General features: G+C 70.1%; 18 protein-coding genes and 1 pseudogene. 11 read left to right on the top strand and 8 right to left on the bottom strand.

Annotated elements, in window-relative coordinates:
- Nucleotides 1-45 precede the first annotated feature (45 nt).
- The 4 genes from ABZU52_RS22405 to ABZU52_RS22390 form a co-directional block, all read right to left on the bottom strand.
- Nucleotides 46-1,386, bottom strand: a complete 1,341-nt coding sequence (locus ABZU52_RS22405) for a glycosyl hydrolase family 18 protein (protein WP_354972938.1) — start codon at nt 1,384-1,386, stop codon at nt 46-48.
- A gap of 288 nt (nt 1,387-1,674) precedes the next feature.
- Nucleotides 1,675-2,061 (bottom strand): hypothetical protein, encoded by a 387-nt coding sequence (locus tag ABZU52_RS22400; protein ID WP_354972937.1) that lies wholly within the window; start codon nt 2,059-2,061, stop codon nt 1,675-1,677.
- Between the two features lie 126 nt (nt 2,062-2,187).
- Nucleotides 2,188-3,453 carry a ricin-type beta-trefoil lectin domain protein gene (locus ABZU52_RS22395; protein ID WP_354972936.1) on the bottom strand — a complete coding sequence of 422 codons (1,266 nt, stop codon included), beginning with the start codon at nt 3,451-3,453 and terminating at the stop codon, nt 2,188-2,190.
- 225 nt (nt 3,454-3,678) lie between these two features.
- Entirely contained in the window at nt 3,679-6,135 is a 2,457-nt protein-coding gene (locus ABZU52_RS22390; protein WP_354972935.1) for a non-reducing end alpha-L-arabinofuranosidase family hydrolase, read from the bottom strand.
- An 879-nt stretch (nt 6,136-7,014) separates the two neighbouring features.
- Between ABZU52_RS22390 and ABZU52_RS22385 the strand changes: the two genes are divergently transcribed.
- The 5 genes from ABZU52_RS22385 to ABZU52_RS22365 all read left to right on the top strand — a co-directional run bounded on the left by ABZU52_RS22385 (nt 7,015) and on the right by ABZU52_RS22365 (nt 10,806).
- On the top strand, nt 7,015-7,899 hold the full coding sequence (locus ABZU52_RS22385) for a hypothetical protein (RefSeq protein ID WP_354972934.1): 885 nt from the start codon (nt 7,015-7,017) through the stop codon (nt 7,897-7,899).
- Nucleotides 7,892-8,392 carry a SigE family RNA polymerase sigma factor gene (locus ABZU52_RS22380; protein WP_354972933.1) on the top strand — a complete coding sequence of 167 codons (501 nt, stop codon included), beginning with the start codon at nt 7,892-7,894 and terminating at the stop codon, nt 8,390-8,392. The genes ABZU52_RS22385 and ABZU52_RS22380 overlap by 8 nt, the downstream gene beginning before the upstream one ends.
- 232 nt (nt 8,393-8,624) lie before the next feature.
- Nucleotides 8,625-9,239, top strand: a complete 615-nt coding sequence (locus tag ABZU52_RS22375) for a hypothetical protein (RefSeq protein ID WP_354972932.1) — start codon at nt 8,625-8,627, stop codon at nt 9,237-9,239.
- Nucleotides 9,232-10,155, top strand: a complete 924-nt coding sequence (locus ABZU52_RS22370; protein WP_354972931.1) for a serine hydrolase — start codon at nt 9,232-9,234, stop codon at nt 10,153-10,155. The genes ABZU52_RS22375 and ABZU52_RS22370 overlap by 8 nt, the downstream gene beginning before the upstream one ends.
- A gap of 126 nt (nt 10,156-10,281) precedes the next feature.
- Entirely contained in the window at nt 10,282-10,806 is a 525-nt protein-coding gene (locus ABZU52_RS22365) for a fasciclin domain-containing protein (RefSeq protein ID WP_354972930.1), read from the top strand.
- Nucleotides 10,807-11,176: 370 nt separating this feature from the next.
- Here ABZU52_RS22365 and ABZU52_RS22360 read toward each other — a convergent pair whose 3' ends face one another.
- Nucleotides 11,177-11,791 (bottom strand): lytic polysaccharide monooxygenase, encoded by a 615-nt coding sequence (locus ABZU52_RS22360; protein ID WP_354972929.1) that lies wholly within the window; start codon nt 11,789-11,791, stop codon nt 11,177-11,179.
- 271 nt (nt 11,792-12,062) lie between these two features.
- Entirely contained in the window at nt 12,063-12,641 is a 579-nt protein-coding gene (locus tag ABZU52_RS22355) for a hypothetical protein (RefSeq protein WP_354972928.1), read from the bottom strand.
- Nucleotides 12,642-13,135: 494 nt separating this feature from the next.
- On the opposite strand from ABZU52_RS22355, the gene ABZU52_RS22350 reads away from it, so the two are divergent.
- The 5 genes from ABZU52_RS22350 to ABZU52_RS22330 all read left to right on the top strand — a co-directional run bounded on the left by ABZU52_RS22350 (nt 13,136) and on the right by ABZU52_RS22330 (nt 20,180).
- Entirely contained in the window at nt 13,136-13,663 is a 528-nt protein-coding gene (locus tag ABZU52_RS22350; RefSeq protein ID WP_354972927.1) for a carboxymuconolactone decarboxylase family protein, read from the top strand.
- A gap of 222 nt (nt 13,664-13,885) precedes the next feature.
- The gene (gene lanKC / locus ABZU52_RS22345; protein ID WP_354972926.1) at nt 13,886-16,486 is read left to right on the top strand and encodes a class III lanthionine synthetase LanKC; all 2,601 of its coding nucleotides are present in this window, start codon (nt 13,886-13,888) and stop codon (nt 16,484-16,486) included.
- 5 nt (nt 16,487-16,491) lie between these two features.
- Complete coding sequence (locus ABZU52_RS22340) at nt 16,492-16,611, top strand: SapB/AmfS family lanthipeptide (protein WP_013734295.1); 120 nt, start codon at nt 16,492-16,494, stop codon at nt 16,609-16,611.
- Nucleotides 16,612-16,683: 72 nt separating this feature from the next.
- Nucleotides 16,684-18,411 carry an ABC transporter ATP-binding protein gene (locus ABZU52_RS22335; RefSeq protein WP_354972925.1) on the top strand — a complete coding sequence of 576 codons (1,728 nt, stop codon included), beginning with the start codon at nt 16,684-16,686 and terminating at the stop codon, nt 18,409-18,411.
- The gene (locus ABZU52_RS22330) at nt 18,408-20,180 is read left to right on the top strand and encodes an ABC transporter ATP-binding protein (RefSeq protein ID WP_354972924.1); all 1,773 of its coding nucleotides are present in this window, start codon (nt 18,408-18,410) and stop codon (nt 20,178-20,180) included. The genes ABZU52_RS22335 and ABZU52_RS22330 overlap by 4 nt, the downstream gene beginning before the upstream one ends.
- 29 nt (nt 20,181-20,209) lie before the next feature.
- Here the strand turns inward: ABZU52_RS22330 and ABZU52_RS22325 are convergent, their stop codons facing one another.
- Together ABZU52_RS22325 and ABZU52_RS22320 are read right to left on the bottom strand one after the other, a co-directional pair.
- A complete protein-coding gene (locus tag ABZU52_RS22325; RefSeq protein WP_354972923.1) occupies nt 20,210-20,794 on the bottom strand; it encodes a response regulator transcription factor in 585 nt (194 codons plus the stop codon).
- Nucleotides 20,795-20,915: 121 nt separating this feature from the next.
- Complete coding sequence (locus tag ABZU52_RS22320) at nt 20,916-21,524, bottom strand: response regulator transcription factor (protein ID WP_354972922.1); 609 nt, start codon at nt 21,522-21,524, stop codon at nt 20,916-20,918.
- Between the two features lie 437 nt (nt 21,525-21,961).
- Here ABZU52_RS22320 and ABZU52_RS22315 point away from each other — a divergent pair.
- Nucleotides 21,962-22,161: pseudogene (locus ABZU52_RS22315) on the top strand (hypothetical protein); the annotation flags it as partial.

Genomic DNA, 22,161 nt, shown 5'->3' with positions numbered 1-22,161 from the left:
GAAGCGCCGCGCCCACGCTGACGGTAGGCCCGGCGCTGTCACCCGTCAGCGGCCCTGTAGGCGCTTCACGTTGTCGCCGAAGGTCCAGCCCTTCGACCCGTCCCAGTTCGCCGACCAGGTCATCAGGCCCTTGAGGCCGGGTACGGAGTTCCAGGCCTGCGTGACCAGCGACGTCGACAGGTAGCCTCCGCCGGCACCGTTCTGCGCGGGTAGGCCCGGGACCTGCTTGTCGTAGGGAACGCGGATGGTGGTGCCCTGAATGGTCAGGCCGTTGTTGAGGCACTGCGTCTGCACGGTGAAGCCCTGCACGGTGCCCGCCGGGTACGAGTCGCCGGCGCAGCCGTACATGCTGCCGTTGTAGTACTGCATGTTCAGCCACCAGAGCCGGCCGTTGTCCACGTACTTCTTGATGATCGGCAGGTAGGAGCCCCAGATCGAGCCGTAGACCACGCTGCCGCCGGTGACGTAGGCCGTCTCCGGCGCCATGGTCAGGCCGAAGTTCGACGGCATCCGGGCCAGCACGCCGTCGATGATCCGGATCAGGTTGGCCTGCGACGTGGAGAGGGTGTTGATGTTGCCGCTACCGGTCAGGCCGGTCTCGATGTCGATGTCGATGCCGTCGAAGTGGTACGCCGTCAGGATCGGCACGATCGTCGCGATGAACCGGTCGGCGACCGCGCTGGAGCTCAGGTCGATGCCCGCGGCGGCCCCGCCGATCGACATCAGGATGGTGGCACCGGCCGCTTTGGCCTGGCACATCTCGGCCGGGGTGGCCACCTTCACGCCGGCGTCCATGCCGTTCTCCCAGAGGACCGTGCCGTCCGAGCGGATCACCGGGAACGCCGCGTTGATCACGTTGTAGCCGTGCTGGTTGAGCCGGCTGTCGGTGATCGGGATCCAGCCGAGGCCAGGGTGTACGCCGTTGGAGGCGCCGTCCCAGTTCTCCCAGTAGCCCTGCAACACCTTGCCGGTGGGCCGCGACTTCACCGCGCAGGTCCCGCCGGTTGGCGGCGGCGTGGTGGGGGGAGGGGTGGTCGGTGGTGGCGTGGTGGGCGGCGGGGTCGTCGGTGGTGGCGTGGTGGGTGGTGGCGTGGATCCCGAACACGCGCCCAGGTCACGCCAGAGCGACGGGGTCGCGGCGGGGTTCCAGCCGGCGCCGGGGTGTGCGGTGTGGGTGACAAGTGCCTGGTAGAGCCGGCCGCCATAGGTGACCTGGGCGCCCGCCTGGTAGGTGGTGCCCTCGGCCCAGGCCGGGGCGGTGCAGGCGACCATGGGCACGGCGGTGGCCGAGGACACGGCGGCCATGCTGCTGGGGACGAAGGCGACCGCAGCCGTGACGGTCATCGCCGCTCCGGCCACCACTGCGAAAATTCGACGGCTTCTCATGGCTCACTCCCCAGGCTTCGGTGACCCGTGACCTCCACATATTGACGGTCGTGAAGCTTAATATCAAGGGTTGTTTACAGATTCCGGGAGCCAGCGACGACCCGGCCGTGCAGCCGGGCGGTGTGCATCAAGGCGAGCAGGCTCTGCCGGCGCGTCTCCGGCCCGATCCCAGTCGAGGTCGACGGGCTCGGCGTCGCCGTCCTCGGCTGCCGAGTCGCCCGCTGTCGCCTAGATCGTCGGGCGAGTTTCTGCCGATCGGCAGGTCACCGCCATCCGGAGTACGTGAGGTCAGGGGTTGAACTCAGCCCACTGCGCCTGCGTCAGCAGGCCTCCACCCTCCAGCCGGCGGGCGACCTCGGTCTTCGTGGCCGGGTCCAACCCTTCAGGCAGGTCCTCGAACGAAGTGGGCAGGACATCCAGCAGGGAGAAGACCTGCTGGCCGTCACGCATGGTCAACAACAGCATGCATCGCCAGTGCGGCGAAAACTCAGGCCGGTGCCCGGTCCGGTGCACCAGCACCGGCCACAGATAGTGCGTCGCCCCGGGATCAGCGAACTCCGCCAGCCAGCCGGCACCGTGATTGCGGTTCAGCCGGCACTCGATCGCTTCGGCGTCGAGGCGGATCAACTCCGACGTGTCGACCGCCTTGACGGTACGGGGAACAGCTGAGCTCACCGCGCGAGTCTCCCAGCTGCACGTCCAGAAGCTGAACCGGGTGCGTTGCGGCCTGCGACGTACCGAGGAGCGCATTCGCCCGTACGAACTGGGCGGGCCCGGCGACACGCCGAGCCCGCCCGATCGTCAGGCGAGGCGCGCGAGCCGGAATTGTTGGTTGGTTTGTCCGTGGCAGTCGTAGAGCTGGATCTGGGCGCCGTTGGCGGTGCTCCAGGCGTCCAGGCATCGTCCGGATTGCACGTTGCTGATGGTGCCGTTGGAGTTGATGTTCCATTGTTGGTTGGTTTGGCTGTGGCAGCTGTAGATCTGGACTGCCGCGCCGTTGCCGGTGCCTGCCGCGTCGAGGCACATGGTGCCGTACACCTGTAGTTGTTTGCCTGAGGTGTAGGTCCAGGCCTGGTTGGTCTGCTTGTTGCAGTCGTAGAGCTGGACCCGGGTGCCGTTGGTGGTTGAGGCGTTGGGTACGTCGATGCACCGGTTGGACTGCGCGCCGACGATCTCGCTGGCGGAGCCGGGTGGGACGGTCGGGGTGGGGGTCGGCGTGGGGGTCGGCGTGTTGGTGGGTGTGGGGGTCGGGGTGGTCGGTGTCGAGGGCAGCAAGGGGCAGGTGCTGCGGTAGGTGACCACGCCGCTGGAGTCCAGCAGCGGGCAGAGGAACTGGCTGTACCGGGCGTCGTTGTCGATGAACATCTTGACGAACGGCAGCATCGTCCGGACCATCACCGGGTTCGACCGTCCGACCATGAACCCGTGATCCGCGCCGGCGACCTCCAGATAGACGCTCTCGGTGGTGGCCGGGATGCTGTTGTACAGGCTGGTGGCGTAGGAAGGGGTGACCACCGTGTCCGCCTGCCCAGCGAAGATCATCGTGGGCACCCGGTCGTTGGCCAGGTTCGATGACGGCGAGTACGGCGCGATGCCCACCACCGCCTTCAGCGACGGGCGCCGGATGGCCGCGCTCAGTGCGCCGCCGCCGCCCATCGAGTGACCGGCGACCGCCAGTCGGTTGGGGTCGACCCGGTCGCGTACCGGGCTCTGCTGTGTCAGGTAGTCCAGCGCGGCGAGCAACTGGGTGCCCCGGGCCGTGTCGAAGTCGTTACGGCTGTTGGTCTCGATGCCGATCACGACGAAGCCGTGGGAGGCCAGCCACGGTCCCATCCAGGCCAGTTCGGCGGAGAACAACGCCGTGTAACCCGGTGAGATCGCAATGGCCCCGAAGGTGCCCTGGCTGGTGTCGGTCGGGTAGTAGATCCTGCCGCCGTTGAAGCCGTACCCGGTCGGGACGCTGACCGACGTGTTGGCGAACGGCCCGTTCACGGCGGTGACGCTGGTCCGGGTGGGGTCCGGACCCCGCTGGTACGGGTTGTCGGCGGCCGACGCCGACCCGGTCATCATCGTCATGGTGAGCACGCCGACCGCGGCTGCGACACCGGCTGCGGCGAGCTTGAACAGCCGTCCCCGGAGGCCGGGGGACCCTCGGTCAGCCTTGATGTTCGCCGAGGGCGGGGGGTGGGACGTGTGTCCTCGCACTGTCGTTACCTCCTGGTGGTGGGTGGGTGCGGGGGCGGGCGGGCTCGGTAGGGGTGCCGGGCCTGCCCGCCCCGCGGTGTCGGATGGTCAGCGTTGCAGCGTCAGCAGGCCCGGCCGGTACGGCAGCAGGCCGTAGTCGCCGCCGGAGCTGGGGGAACGACCCTGGTAGAGCAGCTGCAGGTTGCAGGCGTCAACAGTCATGGTCTGATCGGCGTTGCTGCGGATCAGCTCACCGTGGCTGATGTCGTTGGTCCAGGTGGCGCCGCTGTTGGCCTTGCCGGCGAACGGGTTGCTCTCGGACGTGGCCTGTGGCGTCCAGGTGCCACCCAGGCTGGTGGCCGTGAACGAGCGGAAGTAGCGGCCGTTCGCGCCGATCGCCTCGACGATCATGAGGTACTTGTTCAGGCCCTGGAGCTTGTAGACCTGAACGGCCTCGAACAGGTTGTTCGTCGAGTCGGTCATGATCGTCGTGTAGTTGCTGCCGAAGCTGCCGGGGAAGTTCCCGATCGGCATGCTGGCCCGGTAGATCCTGCCGTTGTCCCCGGCGAAGAACAGGTACATGTTCTGGTCGTCCCCGATGAGCGCCTGGTCGATCGGGCCGGTGCTGGAGTTGGAGATGCTTCCGGTGAACAACGTCTGCGCCGAGGACCAACTGTTCACGTTGGTCGGGTCGGTCGACGTGCGGTACGAGAAGGCCGGCCCACCCCACTGATAGGCCAACACCCAGACGTTGCGCGGCGCGAAGTAGAACAGCGACGGTGCCACCGCCGCGAACGGCATCTGATTCTGCGACGCCGACCCCATCTGGTTGAAGTTCGAGAACAGACCGAAGTTCATCGAGCCCCAGGTCGTACCCGTGTCGTGCGTTGTCGCGTAGACCAACTGCTGGCCGTTGTACGGCGCGTGCGTGAAGTCCTTCAGCGACACCCACCCCGACCTCGGCTGCGCCAGCGCGCCCGTCGACGACCAGCGGTACGAGGAGGGCAGGTCACAGCTTCCACCGGTCGGCGTCGGCGTAGGCGTGGTGGGCGTCGGCGTCGGCGTCTGGGTGGGACCGCCGAGGGAGGCGAGCCGGAATTGCTGGTTGGTTTGTCCGTGGCAGTCGTAGAGCTGGATCTGGGCGCCGTTGGCGGTGCTCCAGGCGTCCAGGCATCGTCCGGATTGCACGTTGCTGATGGTGCCGTTGGAGTTGATGTTCCATTGTTGGTTGGTTTGGCTGTGGCAGCTGTAGATCTGGACTGCCGCGCCGTTGCCGGTGCCTGCCGCGTCGAGGCACATGGTGCCGTACACCTGTAGTTGTTTGCCTGAGGTGTAGGTCCAGGCCTGGTTGGTCTGCTTGTTGCAGTCGTAGAGCTGGACCCGGGTGCCGTTGGTGGTGGAGGCGTTGGGTACGTCGACGCATCGGTTGGACTGCGCGCCGATGATCTCGCTGGCGGAGCCGGGTGGGACGGTCGGGGTGGGGGTCGGGGTGGGGGTCGGCGTGGTGGGCGTCGGGGTGGGCCCGGGGCCGGCGCTGTTCAGCGCCTCCAGGGTGGACGTGTAGGCGGCCTTCTTGGTGCCGTTGCAGTCGAAGAGCAGCGGAGTGCCGCTGGAGCGCCACGAGTCACAGTCCCGCACGCCCCACACGGTGAGGCCGTTGCAGCGGGCCACGGCGAGGCAGTCGTTGACCACGCTGCGGTAGGTGTTGGCCTGCGTCGTACCGGAGCCCTCAATGTCCAGTTCGGTGATCTGCACGTCCACCCCGAGGGCGGCGAAGCTGGACAGCGTCGTGCGGTAGTTGCTGTTGTACGGCGAATTGGCGTTGAAGTGCGACTGGAACCCGACGCAGTCGATCGGGACCCCGCGCTGCTTGAAGTCGCGCACCATGTTGTACACGGCCTGGGTCTTGGCCCAGGTCCAGTTGTCGGTGTTGTAGTCGTTGTAGCAGAGCTTCGCGTCCGGGTCCGCCGTGTCGGCGGCGCGGAACGCCGCCTCGATCCAGTCGTTGCCGGTGCGCTGAAGGTTCGAGTTACGACGGGCGCCGCTGTTGCCGTCCTCGAATGCCTCGTTCACCACGTCCCACGAGTAGATCTTGCCCCGGTAGTTGCTGGCCACCCGGTTGACGTGGTTGAGCATCGCGTTGCGCAGCGCGGTGCCCTCCATGCTCTGCATCCAGCCCGGTTGCTGGGAGTGCCAGGCCAAGGTGTGGCCGCGGACCTTCCAGCCCCGGGAGGTGGCGTGGTTCACGATCCGGTCCGCGTTGCTGAAGGTGAAGTTGTTCTGCTGCGGCTCGGTCGCGTCGATCTTCATTTCGTTCTCGGGAGTGACTGCGTTGAACTCCCGGTTCAGGATCGTCGTGTAGGCGCTGTCGCCGAGCTTGTTCGCGGCGACGGCGGCACCGAAGTACCGGCCGGACTGGGCGGCGGCGGCACCGAGGGTCGTTTCGGCGGCCTGGGCGAGGTTGGGCAGCAGTGACGCGACCAGGACCGCAACTATCGCGGCCGTTCCGGAAAGAGTGAGTGCCCGTAGTCGGGCACGCCCGATGGGACGGGGGCGGGGAAGCATGCTGATCCTCCAGTGGTGGGGTAGGAAAATCTCCATCGCGGTTCGAGTCGAGACCCTGCTCGGCTGGCGGGAGCCATGACGTTGAGTCCGCCCGACCGGTCTAGGGCTCACGTCCGGCGTCCGCCGGAGGCGGAATCATCTCGGGCTGCCTGACCAGCAGGTAGCGGGTTGGATGGGGGTGCCTGGCCGCCCGCCGGGAAGTGGTTGCGGGCGTTGAGCTCGCCAGGTGCGGGACGTGGTCGCCTGGCGGGTGGGTGGGCCTGATGGTCGCGTGAGGAGCCTCCGGGGGGCTAAGGATCTTGTTAACGTTCACACTTGTCGATGGCTCCTAGGTTGGCAGAAAATTCCAGGCCTTTCAACCGGTAGTTTCGGGCCTGTTACGGATCTGGGCAGCGCGGTTCGAGTCGAGCGGAGGCGGTGAAGGCGTCGCTGCTCTCTGTGCCCTGCGGACGTCCGAAGGTTCAACGCCCGCGTCCGAGGCGCAAAGCGCTCTACGGCGGAGATGGTGGTGGGCAGGTTCGGCCCGTTCCGCCAGCGCGGCCGGAGCGCACCGCCACCGGGGACGACGACAGTCGACGGCCTAACCTCCTAGGAAGCCTTACGGGTTGTGCCTTTACCGACTGTTGTCGTTCGGCGTAACGGAGGAAGGGCCTTGCCGGTGCTCGCACTACGGCTTATTCGTCCTTTTCGCACCAGCGCTTGTGGCGAAGGACCGTGACTCTTCGGAGGTGGGCGCGTACGCGCTGAAAGCGCGGCGTCAGCCGGCGGAGATGGCTGAAAATTCGCCCCCGGCGGGCGGTAACCAAATGGCCTGTCCAACCCGTCAGGGTCAGTGATGGATCGCCACTGCGGGCGGTCGGCCGAGGAGGAACAAGGGACATGGGCGACGTCCGTGACCGGTTCAGGCACGATCTGGCCCAACACCCCGCCCCGCCGCTGGGCGACCTGGTCCAGCAGTCGGTGGTGCAGGGCCGCCGACTGCGCCGCCAGCGCCGCCTGGCCCAGTTCGGCGCCGGCGGATCGGCGTTGGCGATGCTGCTCGTGATCGGCCTGGCCGCCGGGCCGCCCGACTTCGGAGCGGATGAGGACGGTCAGCCCGGCGCTCTGGGGTTCGGTTCGTCGGGTGGGTCGGTCGACACCTCCACCTCGTCCCCGTCCCCTGACGGCGCGCCGGGCGCGCTCGCGAAGGGCGCCGACGAGGAGCAGCGAGAAAACCCTGCTCGGTTAGTGCCGCCGACTCCCTCGACCACGGTGATCGACACCGTGAGGATCGGGGCGGGGCCGGACGGTGAGCTGCTGACCACCACACCGCAGGCCGCCCTGGAACTGCTGACCCGGCTGCTACCCAAGGGCGCGACCAGCGGTTACGCGAGCCTGGAGAGTGGCGGGGCGGGCCCCGGCATGCCGTATGTCCAGCTCTACCTGGATCGAGGCGATGGACCGGGCATGGTGCGGCTCTCCATCTACCAGGACAACCTCGGCGGCGACCCGGTCCCAGGAACGGTCGAGCTGACCGAAGTGCCCGACAACTGCGTGCGGAACAAGACGGTCACGGTGCACCACCGCGGTGGCCTACAGATCGATCTGATGATCGGCACCTGTTTGACCTGGGAGGGCAAGGGGACCTCGCCGGCGCGGCCCGTCCTCTCCGTGGAGGAGGCGACCGAGGTCGCCGCCAACCCGACCTGGGGGACAAAACTGCCGGCCGAGTTCGTCGACACCGGTGCCAAGAGGTTCCCGACGCTGGCCGGGTCGAATGGCTGACGAGGACTTCGTAGACTTCGCGCACGCGGCCGCTGGCCGCCTGCGCGACGCCGCGTTCCTGATGTGCCGCGACTGGCATCTCGCCCAGGACCTCACCCAGACGACGCTGGCCAAGGTGTACGCCAACTGGAGGCGGGTCCGCCGCGCCGACGACCCGCACGCGTACGCCCGGAAGATACTGCTGCGCTGCATGATCGACCAGCAGCGGCGTCGTTCCAGCCGCGAGTTGGCGATGTCGACGCCGCCGGAGCGGAGCGAGGAGCATCCGGCCGAGCTGCGCATGACGCTGCTGGACGCGGTCGCCACCTTGCCGTTGCGGGATCGGGCGATCATCGTCCTGCGCTACTGGGACGACCTGAGCGTGGAGACAACAGCCGAGGTGGTGGGCGTCTCCACCGCCGTCGTCAAGAGCCAGAGCCTTCGCTCCCTCAGCCGCCTGCGCGAGTTGCTCGGCGAGACCCGGTCCGAACTGTTCGCCGAGGAACGCCATTGACCGGTCTCGTCCGCGGCCGCGGTGCGGCGGATTCCGGTGGCGTCGGGCCACCGGCCGTCAACCGTGGCGCCGGTGACGCGGCGACGACGAAACGTGCCACCACGCATCGTCGCCTGACGCGTGACCTGTGGTGGCAGACATCTGTGTTCTGGGGAGGTCCATGGTGTTCGTATCGAGCAGCACGACGTGCCGAGGCCGGATCCGCGGCAGAGGCCGAGGTTCGGTCACTGTCGTGCCGGTGGTCCTGTCGGCGTTGGTGGTGATGGCCGCGGGGTGTCAGCGGGGGGAGTCCGGCGACGGCTCCGGTGAGCGGCCTACCGTGAACACGGAGCGGGGCGATTCCAGCATGCTGCTCCGGGCGGGCGATCTGGGTTCGAACTGGCATGAGGACGACGCTCGAACCGGTCAGCCGCCCTGGCCGTGGGAGCAGGACAGCTGCCCCAACTATCAGAGCAGTGACTACCCGGCCACGTCGCATCGGCGCACTGCCGTGCAGCGCTACTACCGGATGTCGGACGGTTCGTCGCCGGCTCACCACGTCGTGGAGACGTACGAACCTGGATGGGCCGAGCGGAATGTCGATGACGTCCGTCGGGTGCTGCTGCGGTGCGCGAGCTACGTGGCCCTCGGATCGCAGGTCTCGTTCGACGTCGTCGATCCGCACTATCTGGAGGGCGCCGGCATGCTCATTCGAGGTCGCATCGCGCATGCCGACACCCCGAGCACCGTCACGTACGTCGTGATGCTGAGACGGGGCGACACGGTTTCGACGGTCCGCCTGCCCGATCCGGGCAGCCGGGCCGCTGTGGACTCGGTCGCGGCGAGGGCGGTGGCTCGCCTTGGCTGAGCGAAAAGGTCGGCAGTTGCCGCGCCGCTGGGTCGTTTCCGCGGCTGCCATGTCTCTCGCCGGTGTCGCGACGGCCGCCTTCGGCGCCACGCGCGGTCACGACGGCGACGGAGCCGGACCGCCGCGTGGTTCTTCCCCGGCCAGTCCGATCCCCACGACGCCGGCCGTCGACCGGATCGACCAGGCGAGGACGCGCATTGAGGCCTACGTGGACCGGTACGACGGCCATGTGGCGGTCGCGGCACTGGACCGACAGGGAACGGCCGCGGTGACGGTCGGCGCCAAACGGTTCGAGACCGCCAGCATCGTCAAGGTCAACATCCTGGCAGCTCTTCTGCTGCGCCAGAATCCACCGGGCAAGGCCCTGGGTTCGGATACCCGCCGGCTGGCCGAGGCCATGATCGTCTCCAGTGACAACGATGCGGCGGTGGCCCTGTGGCAACGGATCGACGGCTCGCGCGGCCTCACCGCCGCGAATCGCGCGTTCGGTCTGCGGGAGACCAGATCCAACACGCACTGGGGACTCACCACGACCACGGCTGCCGACCAGCTCCGCCTGCTGACCGCGTTGACGTCGCCGGAGGGACCGCTGACCCCGCAGGCCCGCGCCTTCATCATGGGGCTGATGAAGAAGGTGATCCCCGAGCAACGATGGGGAGTCACCGCCGCGCGGGAGCCGGGCAATCGTTCCGTCTACGTCAAGAACGGCTGGGACACCGTCGATGTCGACGGCGGCCGTTGGTTGGTCAACAGCATCGGACGCATCGTCGAGGCCCGTCATGACTGGCTGATCGCCGTGCTCTCCGATCATCACGTGAGCCAGGAGGACGGCATTCAGGTCGTCGAGAAGGCCGCCACGTACGTGCTCAAGGAGCTGCGCGCCGCCACTGCGGGCGATGCTCCTCCGCAGGGGTAGACCCCGGTGCCGGGGACTCGTCTCTGGCGGCAGCAGAAGTTTCAGACCTTGTACCCATCCGTCTGCGGGTCGGCCTCGAATGCCTCATGACAGCAGCAGTTGAGGACAAGGATCTGAGGAGTTCGTATGAAACGGCGCCTGTTTGCCACGGTCGGTGTGATCGCTGTGCTGGCCCTGTCCGCCTGCGGCGGTACCGACAGCGAGGACAACGCCAGCGGCGCGAGCGCCGCGCCGGGCATGTCGGCCAGTGCGCCCATGTCCTCGGCCTCGCCGTCGATGATGATGTCGGGTCAGTTCGGCTCGGGGTGCGCGGCGGTGCCGACCGACCCGTCCAATCCGGGGAGTTTCGAGGCGATGGCGAAGGTGCCGGTGGCCAGCGCCGCGTCCGGCAATCCGCTGTTGTCGACGCTGGTGACGGCGGTGAAGAAGGCCAACCTGGTGGACCCGCTCAACGGCTCGCAGGGCGTGACGGTGTTCGCGCCGACCAACGACGCGTTCGCCAAGATTCCGAAGGCCGACCTGGACAAGGTCCTGGCCGACGACGCCATGCTGAAGAAGATCCTGACCTACCACGTGGTGACGACCCAGTTGTCCCCGGCGCCGCGCGGCGAAGCGGTAACCCACCGGAAGCTCACGCCCTCACGTGCGTAGCAGGCCGGAATCCCCGCCATTCATGGCGGGGAGGACGTCAACAGAAGATCAGCATCGGGCCGGTCATCCGGCCGGGTGGCGCCGCGGAGTGGGAGTACACCTGCGACCAGGCCGACGGTGCGCGGCTGCACGCCCGCCGGCTGCTGGTCAACGAGAGCAAGATTCGCGCGTACACCCTGTCCTGGATCGCGCAGGACAGCCAGTGGGACGAGACCGAGCCCTTCCGGCGACTGGCCCTCGCGAGCTTCCGCCTCGGCTGAGGGCGACCATCACTGTCACCAGCGGTTGCCCGGTCTCGTCGGAGGGACACTCCGGCCCAGGGCGCCAACGCCCTGGGCCGGAGTGGTGCTGCGGTTGTCGGTCCTGCCGATCAGGTGACGTTGATGTCGCTGCACCACATGTAGGTCTGGTCCAGGTGTGACGCCCTCCAGATCACGAACAGGATGTGGTTTCCGCTGCGTGCCGGGAGCGAGACGTTGAACGAGATGTTCTGCGTCGGTGCGTAGCGCCCGGTCGTCGTGATCAGGTCGAGGTTGCCCCACCCGAGCTTCTGGGTGGCTGGGTTGAACCCCTGCTTGGTGACGTAGACCTGGAAGTAGTCAGCACCGTGGCTGGCCTGGTCGTACAGCTGGACCGTGAGGTTGCGGCTGACGGTGGTCGTCTTCCACGCCCCGGGCTGGTTCACGCTGTCGTTCCGGGACAGGGCGTTGCTGCACAGCTGCCCGTCCGGGGTGCGAGCCTGGTACTGGCCGCCGAGGCCGTCGCGCAGCTGGCTCATCCAGTTCCACATGGTGTCGGGGTTCGCCTGGAACGCCCGCCAACACATCGGGTCCTGTTGCTGCATGGCCGGGTTCATGTGCTGGTTGCCCCAGGTCTTCCAGCACTGGTAGGCGCGACTCATCGGGTTGATGATGGTGCCGTGCGCCTGGGCTGCCCCGGTGAAGGGCAACGTGCCGATCACCATGGTGAACAGCAGGACGAGCACCTGGAGAGACCGACGGACCGTTGACCGGGATCGTCCGCCGGATTGATCGGGCTTGTGTGAACGCACTGTTCATCCTCCGCTCTTCGGTACTGAGAGATCAGCATGGGAACGCTCCCAAACCAACTGTTACATCTACAGCGTTAAATATCAATGCTCATCTATCTATAGTCGGATGTGGATCGAGCTGACCGGGAGTGTCCGAAGCTGCGACGTCGGATCCGGGGTTCGGGTGGGTGTGGACAGCGACCACGCCGGCGTCCGCCCAGCATGCTCAGAGGTCGGCTGCGGCGTCGTACCGGCGGCGCAGGTCGGCCATCTCCGACTCGGTCAGCGCCTCCTTGGTCGCCGGCTCGGCGTACTTGGGCGGGAACATCTGCCGCAGCCGGTCGATGAACATGACGTCGGCGGTCGCCTCGACCACCTGGATGCCCGGAGGGTCGGTGGACATGTCCATGATCACCGGGCCGGCCAGTTTGACCGCCACGTCCCAGGGGCGCTGCTTCTCGGCGACGCCGCAGAGGTGGAAGCCGTAGACCGTCCGCACGTCGGCGAGCGCGGTGACCTCGGTCGGCTCGTAACCGTAGACGCGGACCCCGCAGATCACTGCCGGCTTCTCCTGGGCGGCCGCCTGCTGGACACCATGTCCGGCGTGGTTGTGCTGCCCCGGGTCGGCCTGTTCGAGCGTGGTGCGCATCCGGGCCGTGATCTGCGTCTGCAGGTCCGCCTGCTTTGCCTCCGGGCCGGGCCTGTTGACCAGGACGACCGTGCCGGCCGCCACCACCAGTAGGATCACCGCCACCCACACGAAGCGGTTTCGGTACCACCGCGCGGAATTCTCTCCAGAATCCATTACTGCTTCTCACCTCGTTACCGGTTCTGCGACGCTGGCAGATCGAATCGGACGACCTCGGTGGGTCAGACGTCGCTGGCGCGTCGGCCGTCGGGGACACGTGCCCGGGGGACCCCCGCGGCGGGCGAGGATGCCTGCCCGGCAGGGCGCCCGTCGTCGTGGAGATGGCCCGGCGATCCGGCAGGCGAGTGGCCGCTTGAGGCGACGCGCTGCTGGCGCTGCGATGCTCCCGTGCTGGCCGTTCCCAGCGCGGTTGCCCCCGCGCTGCGGCGATATGAGCCATTCCAACACGTCTGGACCGGCTCTGGCAACATCGACGAGCATCAGCGTGACTCCGGCCCGGTCACCCGCACTGTCGTCGCAGACCGGTGCTCATCGCCGCCCTGCCGTCGGCCTCCCGAACGGATCCGCGGCGAGCGCTACTGAGATCGGATATGGTCCGTTGCGCCCGATTCGCCGCTTGTAAGAGGAAAAAGATGAGTCGTTTGCCGTACGTGAACCCTGCCGACGCCCCAGCGCCGGTCCGCGAGGCGCTACAGGCCGCCCGCCCGCTGAATTTCTTCCGCGTCATGGCCAACGCCGAGACGGCGTTTCCAGCCTGGATGCGCTGGGGAGGCACGCTGCTCAAGGATCTGGCCCTCGACCCGCTGCTCCGCGAAATCGCGATCCTGCGAGTTGCCCGGCTCAGCGACGTCAGATACGAGTGGGTTCAGCACGCGCCGATCGCCCAGTCCGTCGGCGCCACGGACGAGATGATCCACGCGCTTGGACGCGACGAGATCGACGCCGCCTGTTTCTCGCCGGACCAGCGGACAGTCCTGCGTTTCACGACCGAAGTCGTCCGCGACGTCCGCCCGTCCGACGAAGCCACCACCGCAGTGACAGGGCTGCTCTCCCCGCGCGAGGTGGTCGAACTCCTGATGGTGATCGGGCAGTACATGATGATCGCCCGGGTCGCGGCGGCAGCGGACCTGGAAGTCGACGAGCCGATGGGCGCCGGCGTCTACGGCACCGGCAACTGACACGAGCTTTGTCCGTCAGCCAGGATGGCCTTCGCCTGCCGACGGCCACCAGGGTCCGGACGGCGGTACCGCTCCGCCGGCGCGACCTGACTTATGTCATGGGCACCTGTGCGCCATGCATCGAACGTCGTGACTAAGTGCACTGGGGCTCGCTACGTCCTGTCGATGAGACTCGATTCAACGCCGGAACACAGCCGGCCGAGTTCGAGAGGCGGCGAGACGGTGGACGAACGCTACGACAGCTACTGCGCCGCGGACCGGCTGTTCTACGACTCGCTCGGCAGCGCCGTCGCGCAGCCCGTCTTCCCGGCCGCCGAACGACCGGTGCCGGCCGGCTGGCGTCGCGAGCCGCTCGACGACTGGCTGATCTACGCGCCGGACGGTGGCTCACTGCCGCAGCAGGGCTGGAAGATCCACGTTTCGGCGGGCCTGGCGAACGCGGAGCGCGTGCTGGACGCGGTCTGGAACTACTGCGTCCCCCGCGGCCTGTCCTTCAAGTTCCTGCGCGGGCCGCGCACGCTGCTGCTGCGCAACTCCAAGTACGCCGCCCGCGCCGCCAGCGGCAAGTTCATCACGGTCTACCCCCGTGACGACGCGGAGCTGGAGCTGGCCTGCAAGGAACTCGACGAACTGCTCAGCGGCGAGCCCGGGCCGTACATCCTCAGCGATCTCCGCTACGGCACCGGCCCGGTCTACGTGCGCTACGGCGGCTTCGCCGCCCGCTACTGCCACTCAGCCGACGGCCAGGTGGTGCCGGCGATCGAGGACGACTCCGGCACGCTGGTGCCGGACCGCCGCGAGCCCGTCTTTCACGTGCCGTCCTGGGTCACCCTGCCCGACTTCCTCGGCCCGCACCTGGCCGCCCGCAATGACACCAGCACCAACGAGGTGCCGTACCGGATCGAGCGGGTGATCCACTTTTCCAACGGCGGCGGGCTGTACGTGGGCAGGGACCTGCGTACCGACACCGAGGTGGTGCTGAAGGAGGCCCGACCGCACGCTGGCCTGGACGCCGACGGCACCGACGCCGTCGTCCGGCTGGCCCGGGAGGCGGAAGCCCTGCGGCAACTCGCCGACCTGCCGCAGGTGCCTCGGGTGCACGACGAGTTCACCCTCGGTGAGCACCGGTTCCTCGCCCTCGAGTTCATCGAGGGTCGACCTCTGAACAAGGTGCTGGTCGACCGGTACCCGCTGATCGACGCCGACGCCACGGACGGCGACCGGGCGGCGTACGCCCGATGGGCCCGCCATGTCTACCAACAGGTCGAATCCGTCGTTGCCGCGATCCACGAGCGCGGCCTGGTCTACGGGGACCTGCACCTGTTCAACATCATGATCCGGCCGGATGACCGGGTCGCCCTGGTCGACTTCGAGGTGGCTGCCCCGATCGCCGGGCACCGCCGGCCGGGGCTGCGCAACCAGGGCTTCGCGGCGCCGAGGGACCGGACCGGGCCGGCGGTCGACCGGTACGCCCTGGCGTGCCTGCGGTTGGCGCTGTTCCTGCCCCTGACCCAACTGGTCCGGCTCGCCCCGGCGAAGGTCACCCACCTGGCCGACATCATCGCCGCGAACTTCCCGGTGCCGAGGTCCTTCCTCGATCCGGCGGTCGAGGAGATCACCGGTGATTCGCGGGTGACCGCGGACCCGCGCCGGGCTCCCGACGCGGATGACGACTGGCGCACCATCCGGGACCAGCTGACCACGGCGATCCTGGCCAGCGCCACTCCCGAGCGCAATGACAGGCTTTTCCCCGGTGACATCGAGCAGTTCCGCAGCGGCGGCCTCAACCTCGCCCACGGGGCGGCGGGAGTGCTGTACGCGCTCGACAAGAGCGGCGCCGGACGGTGGCCCGAGCACGAAGACTGGCTGGTGCGGCGGGCGACAGCGCCCCCGTCCGGCACCCGCTGTGGCTTCTATGACGGGTTGCACGGGGTCGCCTACGCACTCGTTCACCTCGGCCGCCGGCAGGACGCGCTGGACGTTCTCGACATCTGCCTGCGGGAACCCCTGGACGGGCTCGACCACAGCCTGGCGAGCGGACTGTCCGGGATCGCGCTCAACCTGGCCGAGTTGGCGGCGCGTACCGGCGAGGCGTCGTTGCGCGACGCCGCGTGGCGAGCCGCCGAGCAGGTGATCGGGCAGCTGGCCGACGACCCGGGCCCGGACGTCAGCGGCGGACGCAACCCGTACGCCGGGCTGCTGCGTGGCCGCACCGGAGCGGCGCTGATGCTGGTGCGCCTCTACGAGCTCAGCGGCGACGACGAGTTGTTGGAGCACGCCGCCACGGCGCTACGTCAGGATCTGCGCCGGTGTGTGCTGCGCCCGGACGGTGCCCTGGAGGTCAACGAGGGCTGGCGCACCATGCCCTACCTGGCGCACGGCAGCGTCGGTATCGGGCTGGTCCTCGACCAGTACCTGCGCCACCGGGCCGACGACCGGTTCGCCGAGGCGAGCGCGGGGGTCCGCCGCGCGGCCCGCTCACCGTTCTACGCACAGTCCGGGCTCTTCGCCGGACGGGCCGGCATCATCGCCTACCTCGCCGCCTCGACCGACGACGCCGACCGCCGTGAACTCGGCGCCCAGTTGGATCGGCTGAGCTGGCACGCGCTGCCGTACCGGGAGGGGACCGCATTCCCCGGTGAGCAGTTGCTGCGGCTCTCCATGGACTTCGGCACCGGCACCGCCGGCGTGCTGTACGCGCTGGCCAGCGCGGAGCACGACCAGCCGCCGGCGCTGCCCTTCCTCGCGCCCCTGCCGGGCGCGCAGAGACTCCCTCGCGACAGCGAGGGCGACGTGATCAGCGAACGGATGGAAGGGAGGTGAACGACATGGCACTTCTGGACCTCCAGGGCCTGGAGATGGCTCCGGCCGACCGCACCGGTGGCGGTAGCCGGGCGAGCCTGCTGCTCTGCGGCGACAGCTCGCTCTCCGTCACGACCTGCAACTGATCCACGCACACGTGGGGCCCTGGGTGGGTAGACGTGCCCACCCAGGGCAACCGCGTACCAACGGGAGGACCGATGCCGACGTTCGCCACAGGGGACAGGCTGCTGCGGCGGACGGTCCTGGCGGGCGGTGGCTGGACCGCCGCACTCGCGGCGGTCGCGCTGCTCGGCGCGGCCGCCGAACTGTTGCTACCCGCGGCCCTCGGCCGCGCCGTCGACGCCGCCCTCGCCGGCGGCTCCGGCTGGTGGGCGGTGTCCGCGTGCGCCCTGGTCGTCGTCCTCATCTGCGTCGACACCCTCACGGACCTGGCCAGTGGCTTCGGTGCGGCGCGCGCCACCGCCGGGCTGCGCCGGCGCCTCCTGCGTCACCTGTTCGCGTTGGACGTCCGCGCCACCCGCCGGCACCCGGTGGGTGATCTCGTCGGCCGATTGGTCGGCCAGGCCGCCGACGCGGGCCAGGCCGGCAACGCCGTGGTCCTGGCCACGGTGGCGGTGCTGCCGCCGCTCGGCAGCGTCGTCGCGCTCGCCCTCATGGAACCGGTCCTCGGTCTCACCCTGCTCGCCGGGCTCGGCCTGCTCGCCGTCCTCATGCGCGCCTTCGTGGCCGACGCCTCGGCCGCGACCGCCGGGTACCAACGGGTGCTCGGCACCATCGCCGGTCGGCTGCTGGAGTCGCTGACCGGTGCCCGGACCATCGCCGCCGCCGGCACCACCCGTCGCGAGGAGGACCGGGTGCTGGCGGCCCTGCCGGAGCTGGACGTGCACGGCCGGCGCGCCTGGGACCTGCTGGCCCGGGCGAGCGCGCGCACCTCGGCGGTGGCGCCGCTGCTGAGCCTGAGCGTCATCGCGGTCGGCGGGTACGCCCTGACCACCGGCTGGCTCACGCCGGGTGAACTGGTCGCCGCGGTCCGGTACGCGGCCATCGGCGCCGGCCTCGGCGGAGTGCTCGCCTCCCTGAACCACCTGGTCCGCAGCCGCGCGGGAGCACACCGGGTCGCCGAGCTGCTGACCCAGCCCGTGACGCCGGCAGGCGATCGGCCCCTTCCCCCCGGCGGCGGCGCGCTGCGACTGCGTGCGGTGCGCGTGCACGCCGACGACGGCCGGCCCATCCTGGACGGCATCGACCTGGACGTGCCGGCCGGCGCCACGGTGGCCGTCGTCGGAGCGTCCGGTGCCGGCAAGTCGACCCTGGCGGCCGTGGCGGGACGGCTGTACGACCCCGACGCCGGCGAGGTGCGCCTGGACGGTGTGCCACTGCGGGACCTCGACGCGGCGGCGCTGCGCCGAGCCGTCGGCTACGCCTTCGACCGGCCGGTGCTGATCGGCGCGACCGTCCACGACGCGATCGGCCTGGCGTTGCCGGTCGACTCGGCGGCGCCGCCGGCCGACCGGAGCCCGGCCACGCCGGAGGTGCTGCGGGCGGCCCGGATGGCGGCCGTCGCCGACGTGATCGACCGTCTGCCCGGCGGCTACCGCACCCCGCTGGTGGACACACCGCTCTCCGGCGGCGAAACCCAACGCCTCGGCCTGGCCCGCGCGTTCGCGGCCGAACGGCTGCTCATCCTGGACGACGCGACGTCCAGCCTGGACACCGCCACCGAACACCGGATCACCGAGGCGGTGCTCGGGCCGGCCGGGGGGCGTACCCGACTGGTGGTCACCCACCGAACCGCGGCGGCCGCGGCGGCCGACCTCGTCGCCTGGCTGGACGGCGGTCGGCTGCGCGGCCTGGCACCGCACCGGCGACTCTGGGCCGACCCGGACTACCGGGCTGTCTTCCAGCCGGCCGGCGGTGGGTCGTGAGCGGCGTACGCCGGGTGACCTGGCGGGCGCTGCGGGCCCGCCGGCGGGAACTCGCCGCGCTCGGCGGCTGGTCGCTTGTCGAGTCGCTGCCCGCGCTGCTCGCCGGCTATCTGGTCGCCCGCGCCGTCGACGAGGGTTTTCTGGCCGGACGTCTCCTCAACGGGCTGGCCTGGTTGGGGGTCCTCGCTGTGGCCGTGCTGGTCGGCGCGGCGGCCACCGGGCGGACGTACCGGAGCCTCGGCGCCGTGGTCGAGCCGTTCCGTGACGAGGTGGCCGCCCAGGTGGTCCGGGGTGCGCTACGCGAGGCCACCCGGGCGGGGGGCCGCCCGGACAGCGCCGCCGTGACCCGGCTGACCCACCAGATGGAGATCGTCCGGGACACCTTCGCCGGTCTGCTGATGGTGACCCGCGGTTTCCTCTTCTCCGCCGGCGCGGCCCTGCTCGGCCTGCTCGCCCTGGCGCCGGTGGCGGCGGCGCTGGCCGCCGCGCCGCTGCTCGCCGGTCTGGTCGTGTTCCTCGCCGCGCTGCCGGCGATGGTCACCCACCAGCGCGCCTACGTCCGCGCTGGTGAGCAGCTCGGTCAGTCGGCGGCGACCGCGCTGGCCGGGCACCGCGACGTGCTGGCCTGCGGCGCCCAGACACGCGTGACGGCCGAGGTGGCGCGCGGGGTGTCGGCGCAGGCCGCCGCGGAACGCATGCTCGCCCGGATGGCGGCGATCCGCAGCCTCAGCCTCGGCGTCGGCGGCTGGCTGCCGCTGCTGGTGCTGATGGTGACCGCCCCGTGGCTGGTCGAGCGTGGCCTCACCGCCGGCGCGGTGCTGGGCGCGCTGATCTACGTCTCCACCGGGCTGCAACCCGCCCTGCACACCCTGGTGCAGGGCCTCGGCGGCGGCGGACTCCGCTACGCGGTCACCCTGGAGAACATCCTGCGCACCTATCCGGTCGCCGACGACCAGCGCCCGGCGACCCCCGCCGCCCGGGCGCCCCGCGGCCGGCCACCCACCGGTCCGGCCGGCCACCCGCCGGCCGTCGAGGTCCGGGGACTGACCTTCGGCTACGGCCCGCAGGCCCGACCTGTCCTGCGGAACTTCTCGCTGACACTGGCCGACCGGGACCACCTCGCCGTGGTGGGCCCGAGCGGCGCGGGCAAGTCCACACTGGCGGCTCTGCTGGCCGGTCTGGTGTCGCCGCAGGCAGGCACGGTCCAGCTGGCCGGCGCGCCGGTCGCCGCTGTCGAACCGGCCGTCCTCGCCCGGATGCGGGTGCTGGTGCCCCAGGAGGCGTACGTCTTCACCGGCAGCCTCGCCGACAACCTCCGCTACCTGCGGCCGGACGCCGACGATCACACGCTGGAGGCGGCCATCGACGCGCTCGGCGCGCGTCCCCTGGCGACCCGCCTGGGTGGCCTGGGTGGGCCGGTCGCGCCGGCCCTGCTCTCCGCCGGCGAGCGGCAGCTCATCGCGGCGGTCCGGGCCTGGCTGGCACCCGCTCCGCTGGTGGTTCTCGACGAGGCGACCTGTCACCTGGACCCGGCGCTGGAAGCGAGGGTCGAGGCCGCCTTCGCCCGGCGGTCCGGCAGCCTCGTGGTGATCGCACACCGGATCAGCTCCGCGCTGCGGGCCGGTCGGGTGCTGGTCCTCGACGGCGACGAACCCGTGGTGGGGACGCACGAACAGTTGGTGGCCCGGTCAGCCACCTACCGGATGCTCGTCGGCTGCTGGGACGGCTCGGTGGTGCCGCCGCAGGCGGCGTCGGCGCGGCCGGGCTGAACCCGGCGCCTGGGCGCCGACGGGGCCGGTCAGATCCAGCCCGCCTCGCCCGCCATCCGCACGGCCTCCACCCGGGTACGCGCGCCCACCTTGCGGGCGATCCGCCCGAGATGGTTGCGGACGGTGCCCCGGGTGAGCCCGAGCGACACCGCCACCTCCGCGACCGGCGCCCCCGCGGCCGTCAGCCGCAACACCTCCGTCTCGCGGCTGGTCAGTGGGCCGTCCGAGCGCAGCGCCGCGACGACGAGATCCGCGTCGAGAACGGGCTCCCGGCGGGCGAGCCGGCGGATCCCGTCGATGACCCGGTGGGGGGTGGCGTCACTGCGCAGGATGCCGACCGCCCTGGTCGGGCAGAACATGCCGCGCAGTCGCCGAGCCCGATGCGGGTGGGCCAGCACCAGGACGGGACACCGGCCGAGGCGGTCGGGATCGACTCCCTCGACGAAGTCGAGGTCGGTCACCACCACGTCGGGGCGTTGGGCGCGGACAGCCGCGGAGACCGCGTCGCCGCGATCCACCTCCGCCACGACGCGGATGTCCTCCTCGGCGGCGAGGACGAACGACAGCGCGCCCAGCACCAGGGCACCGTCCAAGGCGAGCATGGTACGGATCACGATGAACCTTTCCCGCACTCCGATGATGATCACCTAACGTAAACATTCAAACACGCATCCGGCGGGTCCGCACGGCGACGGGGGCGGGCCCGGACATCTCCACCGGACCCGCCTCCGACGGCTACAGCCAGCCGTTGCGTCGCGCGCGGGACACCGCCTCCAACCGGTTGCGAGCCCCGGTCTTGCGCAGAATCACCGACAGGTGATTACGCACCGTCCCGTGTGCCAGGTGAAGCCGGACGGCGATCTCCTTCAGGGGTAGGCCCTCCGCCGCCATCCGCAGCACGTCCATCTCCCGAGGCGTCAACGGCATCTCCGGTGGGCTCAGCACCGCCACCGCCGCGGCCGGGTCGATGGCCCGCTCCCCGGCCGCGAGCGCACGGATCGCCCGTACCAACTCGGCCAGGGAGCTGTCCTTCCCGACCAGGCCGCGCGCGCCGGCTGCCAGCGCCGCCTCCACCAGGGCCGGACTCCACCGGGGGCTCATCGCCAGCACGGCGGCGTGCGGCGCCTCGACGTGAATCCGGGCGACCACCTCCACCGGGTCGGGCAGCTCCGGTGTCAACGCCAGCACCACCACCTGCGGTCGGCACCGCCGCACCACCGTCAACAGCTCGCCGACACACTCCACGTCGGCGACCACCTTCATGTCCTCCTCTCTCGACAGCGCGGCGCAGAGCGCCCCGCGAAGTAAATCCATGTCCTCGGCGACGACAACGTGGATCACCACGTTTTCTCCGATCTCAGGTACGCGTCACGACGGCCCACCGACTCCGGAACATCCACGGGTTGGTCAGGCGGTCGTGCGCTACAGACAGGTGGGCATCGGCCCGCGGCACCGTCACTGCGGACGGGTGCGGGCACTAGTCGACCGGCCAGCGGTGGGACGGGCTGCGCGCGCCAACCACCGGGGTCGGTCGACCCGCTCAGCCTGGGCGGGGGATCGGAGAGAGAGTTCGGGTCCTGACCAGAAGTGGCACGAGATCGCAGGGCTGCCCGACACCGACGTGCGCCTGCCGGTCGAGCGGGCGGGCCAGCCCTGGTCCAGGTTTCGCTCCACAGTCGACTCCAGCGACATCCTGGTCGGTCGGCGCGACGGGTTGGCCAGGAAGCGCGCCCCCCGCGTCCACCGGCCGCCCGGATGCGGCGAGGGGCGCCGTCGGGGCCGTGGAGCGCGTCGGGCCGACGACGGACATCGGCGGTGACACGGCGGGGGTGGGCAGCGCTGCGGCGGGTACGGGAGCCAGCACCGGATCCGCAGGTGGCGTCGGCGCTGCCGGTGCGGGAGTCGGGCCGGCCACCGGCGCGGTGGGCCTGCAGGGCATCGCCACCTGGCTCGCCGCAGCCGCCACCGACGTCCGCGCCTC

Source organism: Micromonospora sp. NPDC005220 (assembly GCF_040607895.1).
In the GTDB taxonomy this organism is placed as follows: Bacteria; Actinomycetota; Actinomycetes; order Mycobacteriales; family Micromonosporaceae; genus Micromonospora.
This window is presented reverse-complemented; position numbering and strand designations above follow the sequence as displayed.